Source organism: Henriciella sp. AS95 (assembly GCF_038900055.1).
GTDB lineage: Bacteria > Pseudomonadota > Alphaproteobacteria > Caulobacterales > Hyphomonadaceae > Henriciella.
Genome location: NZ_JBBMQM010000001.1, coordinates 2,254,814 through 2,268,263, shown reverse-complemented (window position 1 = coordinate 2,268,263; position 13,450 = coordinate 2,254,814). Strand labels below are relative to the sequence as shown.

General features: G+C 56.5%; 11 protein-coding genes. 2 read left to right on the top strand and 9 right to left on the bottom strand.

Annotation, left to right across the window (positions count from 1 at the left end; translation table 11 throughout):
• Positions 1 to 3: 3 nt before the first annotated feature.
• From WNY37_RS11255 to WNY37_RS11245, 3 genes are read right to left on the bottom strand one after another with little or no spacing between them, the layout of a single operon-like run.
• Positions 4 to 408, bottom strand: a complete 405-nt coding sequence (locus WNY37_RS11255) for a nuclear transport factor 2 family protein (protein WP_342973485.1) — start codon at positions 406 to 408, stop codon at positions 4 to 6.
• Positions 408 to 1,949, bottom strand: coding sequence for a Fe-S cluster assembly protein SufB (gene sufB, locus WNY37_RS11250; RefSeq protein ID WP_342973484.1), 1,542 nt, complete (start codon positions 1,947 to 1,949; stop codon positions 408 to 410). Before sufB ends, WNY37_RS11255 begins: the two co-directional genes overlap by 1 nt.
• Position 1,950: 1 nt before the next feature.
• Positions 1,951 to 3,093 carry a cysteine desulfurase family protein gene (locus tag WNY37_RS11245; protein ID WP_342973483.1) on the bottom strand — a complete coding sequence of 381 codons (1,143 nt, stop codon included), beginning with the start codon at positions 3,091 to 3,093 and terminating at the stop codon, positions 1,951 to 1,953.
• Positions 3,094 to 3,210: 117 nt separating this feature from the next.
• Between WNY37_RS11245 and WNY37_RS11240 the strand changes: the two genes are divergently transcribed.
• Positions 3,211 to 3,972 (top strand): alpha/beta hydrolase, encoded by a 762-nt coding sequence (locus WNY37_RS11240; RefSeq protein WP_342973482.1) that lies wholly within the window; start codon positions 3,211 to 3,213, stop codon positions 3,970 to 3,972.
• Between the two features lie 119 nt (positions 3,973 to 4,091).
• Complete coding sequence (gene tyrS, locus WNY37_RS11235; RefSeq protein ID WP_342973481.1) at positions 4,092 to 5,345, top strand: tyrosine--tRNA ligase; 1,254 nt, start codon at positions 4,092 to 4,094, stop codon at positions 5,343 to 5,345.
• Position 5,346: 1 nt separating this feature from the next.
• Here tyrS and hflX read toward each other — a convergent pair whose 3' ends face one another.
• The 6 genes from hflX to WNY37_RS11205 all read right to left on the bottom strand — a co-directional run bounded on the left by hflX (position 5,347) and on the right by WNY37_RS11205 (position 13,394).
• Complete coding sequence (gene hflX, locus WNY37_RS11230; protein ID WP_342973480.1) at positions 5,347 to 6,678, bottom strand: GTPase HflX; 1,332 nt, start codon at positions 6,676 to 6,678, stop codon at positions 5,347 to 5,349.
• Positions 6,675 to 6,929 carry an RNA chaperone Hfq gene (gene hfq / locus WNY37_RS11225; protein WP_342973479.1) on the bottom strand — a complete coding sequence of 85 codons (255 nt, stop codon included), beginning with the start codon at positions 6,927 to 6,929 and terminating at the stop codon, positions 6,675 to 6,677. Before hfq ends, hflX begins: the two co-directional genes overlap by 4 nt.
• Before the next feature lie 73 nt (positions 6,930 to 7,002).
• Positions 7,003 to 8,403, bottom strand: a complete 1,401-nt coding sequence (locus WNY37_RS11220; RefSeq protein WP_342973478.1) for a hypothetical protein — start codon at positions 8,401 to 8,403, stop codon at positions 7,003 to 7,005.
• 34 nt (positions 8,404 to 8,437) lie between these two features.
• On the bottom strand, positions 8,438 to 9,811 hold the full coding sequence (gene trkA / locus WNY37_RS11215) for a Trk system potassium transporter TrkA (RefSeq protein WP_342973477.1): 1,374 nt from the start codon (positions 9,809 to 9,811) through the stop codon (positions 8,438 to 8,440).
• A gap of 2 nt (positions 9,812 to 9,813) precedes the next feature.
• Positions 9,814 to 11,202: a sigma-54 dependent transcriptional regulator gene (locus WNY37_RS11210; RefSeq protein WP_342973476.1), complete on the bottom strand. Its 1,389-nt coding sequence runs from the start codon at positions 11,200 to 11,202 to the stop codon at positions 9,814 to 9,816.
• Entirely contained in the window at positions 11,199 to 13,394 is a 2,196-nt protein-coding gene (locus WNY37_RS11205; protein ID WP_342973475.1) for an ATP-binding protein, read from the bottom strand. Before WNY37_RS11205 ends, WNY37_RS11210 begins: the two co-directional genes overlap by 4 nt.
• Positions 13,395 to 13,450 lie beyond the last annotated feature (56 nt).

Sequence of the window (13,450 nt, the reverse complement as noted above, 5' to 3'; positions counted from 1 at the left end):
GCCCTAAGCATCGAAATCTCTCATCAAGTCATCCTGCCCCGGCTCAAGCTTGTGCCACCATTGCTGAAACTCACAGCACAGACCATTGCTGTCGAAGCTGGCTTTCAGGATGCCTTCAAGGCGAACCGGGTCGTCGGTTCCCGCGCGCGTAAAAGTATTTTCCCACATCGCCCAGCCAACATTCGGCTCGATTCCGATGACATGTGCGGAGAACGTGCTGTCTTCGCGGACACCAGCCATCTCGTCGATAGCAGAGTGAATGGCAGCGCGTCCTTTTCGAGGCGCATTAAAGGGCGCTTCGAAGAAGACCGCGTCTTTCGTGAATAGCTCAGCGAAAGCCGCACCGTCCATGCTGTCCAGCGTCGCTTTTACCTGCGCCAGCCAATCAGCAAAGGCAGCTTCGTCCATCAACCCACGCTGCCTTCGAGGCTAACTTCGAGCAGTTTCTGCGCTTCCACCGCGAACTCCATTGGCAGGTGTTGCATGACGTCGCGAACAAATCCGTTCACGAGCAAGGCAACGGCCTGTTCTTCGCCCAGACCTCGTTGACGCGCGTAGAACAGCTGGTCCTCTGAAAGCTTCGTCGTGGTCGCTTCGTGTTCGAGCTGCGCATCGAGGCACCGGTTCTCAACATAGGGCACAGTGTGGGCTCCGCAGTCGCCACCGATCAGAAGCGAGTCACATTGAGTAAAATTGCGCGCCTTTTCTGCTTTTTGATGCACTGAAACGAGTCCGCGATAAGTATTGTCCGATCGACCGGCTGAAATTCCCTTGGAAATAATACGGGACCGCGTGTTCTTGCCGAGATGAATCATCTTCGTCCCGGTATCAGCCATCTGACGGCCATTCGTGACCGCAATCGAATAAAATTCACCCACGCTATCGTCGCCGCGTAGAATACAGGACGGGTATTTCCAGGTGACCGCCGAGCCGGTTTCGACCTGCGTCCAGCTAATCTTGGAGCGAGGACCACGGCAATCGCCCCGTTTCGTCACGAAATTGTAAATACCGCCCTTGCCGTTCTCATCGCCAGGCCACCAGTTCTGGACCGTCGAATATTTGATTTCGGCATCTTCCAACGCGACCAGTTCCACAACGGCCGCATGAAGCTGGTTTTCATCGCGCATAGGCGCGGTGCAGCCTTCCAGATACGACACGTAAGCGCCCTTATCGGCGATGATCAGCGTGCGTTCAAATTGCCCTGTATTCTCAGCATTCATCCGAAAATATGTGGAAAGCTCCATGGGACAGCGCACGCCCTCGGGCACGTACACAAATGTGCCATCTGAAAAGACAGCGCTGTTCAGGGTCGCGAAGAAATTATCTGACTGCGGCACTACCGTTCCCAGATATTTTTTCACGAGCTCCGGGTGCTCTCGTAGGGCCTCGGAAATCGACATGAAGATCACGCCGGCCTTCTCGAGTTCCTTTCGAAAGGTTGTCGCCACGGACACCGAATCAAAGACCGCATCCACGGCAACGCGCGAACCGGCTGGCTGAGTTGTCCCTCGAGCATCGGCTGCAGTATCGGCAGCCCCTTCAACGCCGAGCAAGACTTCTGCTTCCCGGAGCGGAATTCCCAGCTTTTCGTAGGTCTCCAGAATTTCCTTCGGCACATCGTCGATGGAATCATACTTTGCCCCGGACTTGGGCGCTGCGTAGTAGTAGATGTCCTGATAATCGACCTTTTCGTACTCGACCTTGGCCCATTCCGGCTCTTCCATGGTCTGCCAACGCTCATACGCTTTCAGACGCCAGTCCAGCATCCAGGACGGTTCACCCTTTTTCTCTGAGATGAAGCGAATGACCTCTTCGCTCAGGCCTTTTGGCGCATACTCGGTTTCGATGTCGGTCTTGAAGCCGGCAGAGTAGTTTTCCGATTGCAGGGCTTTGGCCGCAGCAACCGTACTCGCGTCGATGCCTTCTTTTACTTTGACGTCATCAGCCATGTCAGGCTGTCTCCTTCAATTTGCGCCGGCGCGCTGCTTCCAGCCATGCGTCTGCCGTTAGATCAAAATCTTCTTGTTTGGTCTTCCAACCATAACTGGTGCGTATTGCACACTCCGCAAGAGAGTCCGGGGCGCCCATAGCAGATAGCACCAGCGATCTTTTGACTTTGCCGCTCGAACACGCGGATCCGGACGACACGGCCACCCCCGCCAGATCCATCGCCATGACCTGCGTCTCTGCCCGAAAGCCTTCAATCGCAAAGTTCGACGTATTTGGCAGACGCTTGGCCTGCTCTCCGAATACGGTAACCTGGCCTTCCGCTTTCAAACGCTGCTCCATCGCATCACGCAACGCCGCTAGCCCCTCCATGGCGGGAAGGTCTGTGACAGCCGCTTCAGCGGCAGCGCCAAATCCAGCAATGCCGGACAGGTTTTCCGTGCCGGATCGAAGAGACCGCTCCTGGCCGCCACCATGGAGTTTCGCTTTTAATGGAGCGCCACTTCTGAGCCACAACGCGCCAGCGCCTTGCGGGCCGCCAGCCTTGTGGGCAGACAAGGTGAGATAATCCACACCCAGAAGTGAGACATTGACGGGCAGCTTTCCAAGCCCCTGAACCCCGTCGCAAATGGTCAAACCTCCCGCTTCGCGCACCAGGCTTGCCGCTTCGGTAACAGGCTGAATGACCCCCGTCTCATTATTTGCAAGCATCAGCACAAGAATAGGCGTGCCCGAACGCGAAGTGTCCCATGCCTTCAAGCGATCAGAAAGCGCATTCAGATCAACTTCCCCAGTCGGCAGGACGTATGTCGTTTCAACCGGAACATTCGCGAATCCGGCATTCTTGGCGCTCGCTTCGTGTTCGATGGCTGAAACAATGAGCGTGCAGTCGCCATCCAGTTTGGCGACAGCCCCATGGATCGCAAGCGCGATCGCCTCGGTCCCTCCTGATGTGAAGATGACGTCACTGGCAATACCGCCCACGGCCGTTGCAACCTGGCGCCGCGCGGTTTCCAGGATCTTTCGCGCGGCGCGCCCCGGCGCATGAACGCTCGAAGGGTTTGCGCCAGCATCCAGCGCGACAAGCATGGCACGTCTTGCCTCATCCCTGAGCGGTGCAGTTGCATTGTAATCTGCGTAAATCATAGGTGCCTGTCTAAGATAACACGGGGCGATCTTACACAAAAACTTGCATTTCATTGCTGCTTTCGCCTAAAGCGCCACCTTCCAATGCTCGCAGCGCAAGTCAGAGAGGCGCCTCAAATGGCAGAACTCATCATCCCCGGTCCGGCAGGTCGAATTGAAGCTCGTTACACAGAGCCACCCCAGGAAGGGGCACCCATCGCGCTCATCCTTCACCCGCATCCCCGCGCCGGTGGCACGATGCAGGATCCCATCACCATCCGTCTCTTCCAGATGTTTGAAAAGCGCGGCTTTGGTGTCCTTCGGTTTAATACGCGAGGCGTCGGCCGCTCCCAGGGCGTTTACGACCAAGGCGTCGGCGAACTCGAAGACGCCGCCTATGTGCTCGATTATATGGAAAACCTCACTGAAAGCCCGCGCTTTGTCTGGTGCGCCGGATACTCGTTTGGTGCCTGGATCACGCTGCAGCTACTGATGCGCCGGCCTGAAATCGATGGCTTCCTCGCCATTGCGCCGCCGTGCAACCATTACGACTTGTCGTTCCTGGCCCCCTGCCCGGCTTCCGGCCTGATCATCTCGGGCGAAGCCGACAAGATTTCCGGCCCGAAGGACGTCGAGCGCGCTTTGACCAAGGTCCGTGTGCAAAAAGGTGAAGTCATCGAGCGCGACTCTATCGCCGGTGCGAACCATTTCTTCCAGGGCAAGCAGGATGAACTTCTTGCGCTGTGCGAAACCTATGTCGACCGTCGTCTGATCGAAGATGAGCAAAAGATGCGCGCCGAAGTCGACACCAAGAAAATTCGCGGCCAGGCAGCGATTGCCAATAAAGCCAATGCCGATGAAGACTTGGACGGCGACGACGGCGATATCGACGACGAATAGGTTTTAGTGATGGGTCGCTCAGCGGCGTTTAGCCTCGCTGGGCAGCTCTTCTTTCAGTCTCCTATTCCGTTCTCGACCGCTCCCATGTTAGCAGCGCTCTCGATAATGGAGTTCGATGCATGAGCCAGTACAAATCAGAGTTTCTTCGCACGCTCGAAGAGCGCGGATTTATAAAGCAGATCACTCATCCGGAATCGCTGGATGAGTATTGCCTCAGTGAGACTCCAATCGGCTATATCGGCTTCGACGCGACGGCTGACAGTCTGCATGTCGGCTCCCTGCTTCAGATCATGATGCTGCGCCGTCTGCAGCAAGCAGGCGGAAAGCCGGTCGTCCTGATGGGCGGCGGCACTACAAAAGTTGGTGACCCGACAGACAAGGAAAAGTCACGTCCGCTGCTCACCGATGAGCAGATCGCATCCAACATGGAGGGCATCAAGAAAGCGTTCGAGCCTTTCCTGACCTTCGGTGACGGACCGACCGACGCCATCATGGTCAATAATGACGATTGGCTATCGAAGATTGGCTACGTGGAATTCCTGCGGGACTACGGCGTGCATTTCACAATCAATACGATGATCAAGCAGGAGACGGTCGACCGCCGCCTGCGCAACGAGCAGCCATATACGTTCCTGGAATTCAACTACATGCTGCTCCAAGCCTATGATTTTCTTGAGCTTTACCGCAGACTTAATGTCCGTCTACAGCTCGGCGGCTCAGATCAATGGGGCAATATAGTCAATGGTGTCGAGCTCACGCGACGCGTCGCTGACGGCGAGGCATTCGGTCTGACGTCCTACCTCATCACCACTGCTTCAGGCGGAAAGATGGGCAAGACGGCCGATGGGGCTGTCTGGTTGAACGCTGATCGCAAGTCTCCGTACGAATATTGGCAATTCTGGCGGAATACCGAAGACGCCGATGTTGGCAGGTTCCTTCGCCTTTTCACGGACCTGCCAATCGACGAAATCGAAAAGCTTGAAGCGCTCGAGGGCGCGGAGATCAATACCGCAAAGATCGCCCTCGCTACCGCGACGACGACACTCCTGCATGGCGCCGACGCCGCAGCCGAGTCCGAGCGAGCTGCAGCCGCAGTCTTCGGTAACGGCAGCGTCGATGAAGCTCTGCCAACAACGGAAGTGCCGCTTGTTGACATTCAGGCTGGCATGCTTGTGGCGGCGGCGTTCACAGCGGCGGGCCTGTCACAATCGAATGGCGAGGCTCGACGGCTGATCAAACAAGGCGCGGCAAAAGTGAATGACAAAGCCGTGTCCGATCAGAATGGCGTTCTGACCGAGGCAGACGTTTCTGATGACGGCGTGATCAAACTGTCAGCCGGAAAAAAACGGCACGCCCTGATCAAGCCAATATAGGTCACATCGGCCGCAGGTGGGTTTTGAGGTCTGGAAATTCGGCATCGAACCGCCCCTTGTACTTCTCGCTCAAGGCCACCCGAAGCTCGACTGACCCGTCATCCAGCACAGTCTCTTCGTCCACCGACCCGTGCTCGTAGAGCCATGCGCGCGCAGCGCCGTGTTCGGGCTTGAGTGCGACTCTGAAGCTTGCCAGATCTTCCTGGATAGAGCGCACGATGAGCGCAACGAGGTCGTCAATGCCTTGACCGGTCAATGCGGACGTGACGACGGATGGGGTTTCGTGCAAACCGGACCGCGCAGACATGCCCATGGAATCCTGAATATCCTGCGGTAGGAGATCGACCTTGTTCCACGCTTCAATTATCGGCGGAAGATCCTTGCCCGATTCCTGTTGCAGTCTTTTTAGCACCTTCAAGACATCCTGCTTTCGCTCCTCATCGAACGGACTTGATCGATCGCGAACGTGGATAAGCAGGTCAGCATCCAGCGTCTCCTCAAGGGTCGCACGAAAACTGTCGATAAGGTGGGTCGGCAAGTCAGTGATGAAACCCACCGTGTCGACCAGAGCGCCATCGCTCATCTGGGGCAACTCAATACGTCTGATGGTAGGGTCGAGGGTTGCAAAAGGCATGTCGCGGGCAAAAACATTCGCGCCGGTCATCCTGTTGAAGAGCGTGGACTTGCCTGCGTTTGTATAACCAACCAGCGCAATCACCGGAAAGCCCGCCTGGCGACGGCCATCTCTTTGCAAGGAACGCGTCCGCTTCACATCTTCAAGCTCGGCTTTCAACGATGCAAGCTGTCGATCGAGCATCCGCCGGTCCGCTTCGAGCTGGGTTTCGCCGGGGCCACTCAGAAAACCGCCGCCGCCGCGCTGGCGCTCGAGGTGGGTCCATGTGCGCACAAGCCTGGAGCGTTCATACAATAGCCGTGCCAGTTCGACCTGAAGCTTACCTTCCTTGGTCCGGGCACGAAGGCCAAAGATTTCAAGAATAAGGCCGGTCCGGTCTATGACCTTGGTATTCAGGACGTTTTCAAGGTTGCGTTGCTGCACCGGGCTCAGCGCAGCGTCGATGACGCAGAGCGTGCAGCCCGCCTCCTCGATGTCGGCCTTCAACCGTTCAAGAATACCGCCAGACAGGAGATGCGATGCGCTTGGCTTGCGGATATTTTCGGCACGCAGGAAAGCGAGATTGCATCCCAGCGCCTCGACCAAACCGGTCGTTTCGCTGAGGCGTTCTCGGTCTGGTCGATCAACCAGGTGCGTCCAGGGTATGATGACGCCCGCGCGATCTTCCGCTGGCGTTCGGTCAATGAGCTCTGCGCTCAATCTTGATCCGTTGATTTTTCCTCATCAAACAACTGGACCGGAGCACCCGGTGCAATTGTCGATATGGCATGCTTGTAAACCAGCTGAGGGGGGCGCCCATCACCGCGGAGTAGAACGCAGAAATTATCAAACCACGTAACAACGCCCTGCAGCTTAACACCATTCACGAGAAAGATGGTGAGCGGGGTACGCGACTTTCGGACAGCATTGAGGAAGGTATCTTGCAAGTTCTGTTTTTTATCTGACGACATGATCTTGAGCCTGTTCGCTTTGTTTTTTGCAGGCGCTAACTGCATTATTTGCCATTGGCAAGACCTGCCTTGTTCATCGCCGCCAAAATGAAGCAGTCAGGAGCGGAACGAAGGCAAGAACTTCAAGTCTGCCCAATATCATGCCGAAAATGAGCCAGAACTGCCTCATCTCCTGTCCGACGAGATTCTGAAGGTCAATCAGGTTTCCGGCGTTGGTCAGGCTACCGACTGTGTCTGTAATAGACTCTTCGAATCCCGAGCCGGTGAATGAGAAGAGTAAAAGACCGCAGACTGACGCCATGATGTACGCCACCAGATAAACCCAGATGCCCATAATGGTCCGATCAGACTGGGCGCGCCTGCGAAATGTGAATTGCATCATCGATTGGCGAAAACCCATCCTGAGAAATTCCTGCCCGACCCGTCGGCTGAGCACATAGAGCCGGGCCAGTTTGATGCCGCCCGCTGCCGACAAAGCCGCCCCGCCGATCAATGGCGGTGCAAGCTGTAGCGCAAGCGGAAGAGAGTGCGTCGAAACCGGAGAAACGAGCGCGATTCCGCTGGTTGAGAGCGCCGAGAGCGACCACCCAAGCGCGTTGAACGCCTTGAGCCCCTGCGAAAATGCAAGAAGGGCGAAGATCGTAAGGGCGGCAAAAAATGTCAGAACTTCCGCGTCGACCAGCGTCCGTCGAAACAGCCCCGAAGTCGCCTGAATGATAATAAAAAGGCCCATCGACCCCAGCAACAAGCCCACACTGAGACCGATTGCCCGAGCTTCGCGCGTGACGTCTGATGTCAGGCCGCTCGGATCTACAAGGCCAGTACTGAAGGCACTCACCGCGTCCATAAACGCGATATCTGCAGGAATTCCGCCGATCACCTCAATTGAAAAAACCACCAGAATACAAACAATTGCCACCGCAAGGACCGTTCGAAGGACACGCGGAATTGAGTCGAAAAAGCTCGCATCTGACAAGCTGAATAGATGGTTTCTGTGAATGCCTGGGCCGTCGAGGTTCAAAGCAGCAAGCACCGTTGCAGCAAAGGTGATTGTTGCAACTGCACCCGCGAGATGGAGCACGGCCCGCCAGAGCAGAATTGACGACGGCAATGGACCGTTTCCAAGCGCGCTATGACCGGTTGTCGTCAGGCAAGATACCGCCTCGTGCAGAGCCGTGATGATGCTTTGATTGGGCAAACCAACCAGAAATGGCGGCGCACACATGGCGGCAGAAGCGAACCAGAACACAACCATGAAAGCCAGACCGTCAGAGGGGACTGCCCGCCGTTTTGGTGTACCAGTCAGCACAAGTGTGGAAACCGACACCGTCGACATAATGACGGACGTGGCCAGAAAGGACTTAACTTGTGGGACTTCGCCCGAAATCAGTGCCACAATCGCGCATAGGATCATGGCGCTCGAATAAACGAGGCCGCTGAATGCCAGCATTCGAAAGATCGCGGCGTAATTCATGAGATGAATTCAGGATCTGCCACAGCACGGACGATCAAAAGAAATCCGCACTGACGCGGAAGAACTGTTCGACCTTGCTGGTCATGGACTGCTCATAAAACAGCAACACATGGTCATTGGCCCGCGGCGACACTTCCGGACCGGCAAATATCACTTCTCCATCTCGCAGCACCGCCGCGGCCGTAATGCCTTTGGGGAGATCATCGTAGCCAAGCGCTTTCCCGATGAGCGGAGACGTCTCTAATGTCACGCCCTCAGCAATTTCCGCCGTACCGTCTTCCAGTGATTGAAGCGCCAGGATCCGACCGCGACGCATTTTCATCAGAATTCGGGAGACGGTCAGCGCTTTAGGGTCGAGGACGGCATCCACCTTCATCTCTCGAGCGAGCTGAGCGAGCTCCGGCGCATTGACCAGAGCAAGTGTCCGCTTCGCTCCCATCTGCTTGGCCAGCTTGGAAATCAGGATGTTGGTTTTGTCATCATGGGTCGTCGCGATAACAAGGTCAGCGGTTATCGCGTCGGACTCTTCGAGAATGTTTCGCGTCAGGCCATCGCCATGAATGACGATCGTTCGATTAAGCTCTGACACAGCCCGTTCGGCCTGCCCGATATCGGCTTCGATGACGCGGACTCGAACATCAGACTGCTTTTCCAGACCGCGCGCGACATAGAGCCCAACATTGCCACCGCCGACGACGACGACTTTTCGCATGTCGGTTTCTGGGCGATTGAAGATGCTGTTGAGCCGATTGGACTGTGATTTCAGCACCGCAACATATGCGGTATCGCCAACTTTCAGATGGTCATTGCCTCTAGGAGCGAAGGCGTGCCCTCCCCGGCTGATGCCCACGATGCGGGCATTGAGACTGGGAAACAGGCCTTGAATCTGATCGAGGGCTGTATCCAGGACCGGGCTGTCTGGCAGCACTTCGATACCGATCAACTGAACGTCACCTCGCCCGAAATTCACGCTCATCAGCGCACCGGGCGTCTTGAAGCGTTGCAGAATGGCGTCACCGACTTCAATTTCGGGAGAAATAACCAGGTCGATGCCGAGGCCTTCACGCGAGAAGAGCGACCGCCAGACAGGTTCCAGATATTCCTGGGCGCGCACCCGAGCGATCTTTGTGGGTATGGAAAAGAGCGTGTCGGCAACCTGGCAGATCACCATATTGATTTCATCGAAATAGGTGACTGCAATAATCATATCGCAGCCTTCGGCGCCTGCGTTGCGCAGCACTTCTGGATGCCCTGCGTGCCCCTGGATCCCGCGCACATCGATCTCGGCCTGCACCTGATCGATCAGGCGAGCATCCTGATCAATCATCACGATGTCATGATCTTCGCTCGCAAGTCGACGAGCGATACCCTGGCCTACCCGGCCAGCGCCGCAAATTATTACCCGCATAGCTAAGCTTCCGTACGGTTCGCCGAGGCGTTTACACCAAGAGCCTTCAATTTTCTATGAAGAGCTGACCGTTCCATGCCGATGAACTCAGCCGTTCGGGAAATATTGCCATCGAACCGGGTGATTTGCAGCGTCAGATATTCGCGTTCGAACTGTTCTCTGGCGTCGCGCAAGGATAGCCCAACGAGTTCGGCCGATGCGGACGGACCGTTGCGACCGTCCGGCGTATGGCGCTCTTGGGGCAGCTCATCGACCGACACCGGCCGCTTGGCATCATTGGGAGACAAAATCAGGATACGCTCGACAAGATTTCGAAGTTGGCGAACGTTTCCGGGCCATTCCATCGACTGCAGGACAGCGATCGCTTCCTGGGAGAACGAACGAGGGTTAAGCCCGGTGCTGTCTGCAATTTTCGCTGCAAAGTGGGCGATGAGATCCGGAATGTCATCCCGGCGCTCCGACAGAGGTGGCACTTTGATCGGCACGACGCTCAGACGATAAAAAAGGTCCTCGCGAAACCGCTTGGCCTCAATCTCCTCCTTTAAATCCTTGGTCGAGGCGGACATGACGCGCACATCAACCCGAACATCAGACTTGCCGCCGACGCGTTGAAAGCGCTGCTCGGTGAGCACCCGCAAGATCTTGTTCTGCGTTCCCAGAGGCATGTCGGCCACTTCGTCGAGAAGCAATGTTCCGTCATGAGCCTTCTCAAACAGGCCAATTCGTGTCGGCCGGCCTTCACTGTCTTCTTCACCGAACAGCTCTTGCTCCATCCTGTCTGGAGCAATGTTCGCCGCGTTAACAACCACGAACGGGCCTTCGCTGCGGTTGGAGTGGAGATGGATAAGGCGAGCAGCAAGCTCCTTGCCCGCCCCGGCCGGGCCGACAATCATGACCCGGGAATTGGTCGGTCCGACCTTCCCAATTGAAGACCGGAGATTGGTCGCCGCGTGGCTATCGCCAATCCAGTCGTCGCTACTGCCAACCATGTTGCGCAAGGAGGCATTCTCGCGCTTGAGCGCCGTTGATTCCAGTGCACGATCGACGAGGTGCAGGAGACGGTCAGCCTTGAAAGGCTTCTCAATGAAGTCGTAAGCGCCGCGCCTGATCGCCGCGACGGCGGTCTCTATATTGCCGTGGCCGGAGATCACGATGACCGGAATAAGGGGATCGATGGACTTCAGAAACTTTAGCAATGACAGGCCATCCATGTCACTTCCCTGCAGCCACACATCAAGGATGACGAGCCCAGGCGCACGCATGCGAACTTCCTCGAGGGCTTTTTCTGCGGTTGCAGCGCATCGCACAGCGTAGTTTTCGTCTTCGAGGACCCCTGCGATCAAATCGCGAATGTCTGGCTCATCGTCCACGATCAGAATGTCTGTACTCATTGGTTTGCCTCCGCAAATTCTGGTTCGGCGCTCGCAATACCGTCTGCCTGCTTAGGCAGAATGATGCGTACGAGTGCGCCTCGTTTTCCATCCGCTCGTTCTTGAAGTGAAATTGACCCGCCATGGTCCATGATGATGCGGTTGACGATCGCCAGACCCAGTCCGGTCCCCTTTTCGCGTGTCGTCACATAAGGCTCCAGCAACCGCTCTCTGGCTGCTTCCGGGAAGCCGGGCCCGTTATCTTCGATGACAATTTCGACTGAATCGCCATTGTCCATGGTGGCGACCTCAATCAGACCATCGGTTTCCACGTCCTCAGGGAGCCGGTCAATCGCTTCGGCTGCGTTTTTGATGATGTTGCCGATCGCCTGGCTCAGCAGCCTTTCATCCCCCGTAATCACAAGCGGTCTTACACCGTGCGTAATATCGACCCGGATGTCGGGGCTAACCACATGCTGGGCGAAACCCGACTCTTCAACCAGGGACGCAATATCGAAGCTCTCAAGGGTCGGCTTGGGCATTCGCGCAAAGCCGGAAAACTCTTCAACCATTCGCCCGATGTCGGACACCTGTCGCATGATCGTGTCTGTACACTTCTCGAAGATGACGTCGTCTTCCGGAATGTATTTTGTGTACCGGCGCCTGAGGCGTTCTGCTGACAACTGGATTGGCGTGAGAGGGTTTCGGATTTCGTGCGCGATCCGCCGAGCGACATCCCGCCAGGCCAGCTGCCTTTGCGCATTCACCAGACGTGTCGCATCATCAAAGGTCAGCACCAGACCGCCCGACGTATCCTTTGCCACTTTCAGCCGGAAGTGGCGGTGCCCATTCGGATCTGACACGTCGAGAGACGCATCTATCGGCTGACCCGTGACAAGAGCTTCTTCGGAATAACGCAGAAAGGCAGGCGCGACATCGACGAGGTTTGCGCCCTCGAGTTCTATTTCCGTACCGAGCAGCTGCGCAGCCGACGGGTTCGCCAATGTAATGCAAAGCCCCTCATCGACGCGGATGACGCCGGCGCTGACTTCTGCCAACAGCGTTTCGAGAAACTGCCGGCGATCTTCCGCATCCTCGCGAGCCGACACGAGCGCAGATCGTTGCGCCCCAAGTTGCTCAGTCATGACATTGAATGATCGCGTCAGCGCGCGAACTTCATCCTTGCTGCCTGGCAGTGGGACGCGAATATCGAGATTACCGTCGCGCACGGATTGCGCGGCGCTTGCCAGACGGCCAATCGGCCCTGTGATCCTCCCTGCGGCCTCGAGCGCAAGCCGGACGGCCAACAGAAGCACCAGGATCACGATCTGACCATATGCGATCACGAACAATGCCTGCGACCTGGCACTGACCTCACCTGCCGCCCTGTAGTCTTCCAAAGCCTGTTCCGCCCGGCGCAGGCGCGCAAAAGCTTCCTTATCGAGCGGCTTGGCGAGATACAGATAGGTATTTTCCATCCCATCAAGCGCGATCAGCGATGTCGCGAAGCCATCTGCTTCCTGCAGCGACAGGACGACTTCCCCACGCTCCGCTTCCTCGTAAGCTGATGATGTAGGGCGTCTGAAGTAGCCGCTTCCACTGGTGTTTTCACCAATTGCGAGTGGCAAACCGCCATCATCGATGATGTAGGCAGCCGGCATGTTGCGCACATAGGCTTGTATTCCGAGGTAGGATGAGAAGCGCTCCGGATCGTCTGTCAGGCCTTCCAGGGCGTTGTTGACGTCCGTAGCCATGAGGCGGCTGTCTTCTTCCAGAACGTCGCTGTACTCTTCGACATTCTGGCGCGCGACCGTGGCGGTTTCCTCCACAAGCGTGACGATCCGCTCACCGAACCAGGTGTCGAACCCTCGGGAAATCGCTGCCCACAGAAACAAGGAAACGACCAGCGCCGGAATTGCTGCGGAAATTCCGAATAGAAGCAAAAACCGACGAGCAAGCCGCTCGCCCTCTTCACCTTTTCGCGCCGTCCGTGTTGCGATGTAACGCTGGACGATGATGAGCGCCAAAATGCCGATAATCAGCGCATTGGCGACAAGCAAAACCTGTACGTCGCGATTGACTGGATCGATAGGATCCATGTCGGACACTGCAACAAATGTTACAGTTGCCGCTAGAAATGCCGCGACCAGAAACAGCCACTGGAACAGCGTCCAGCCGGACTGGGAGTTGTTGGACTTCAGGAACCCGACCAAACTCTAACCTCACACACGCGGCTGTGCCCCATCCGCAACACTGAGGATTTAGAGCA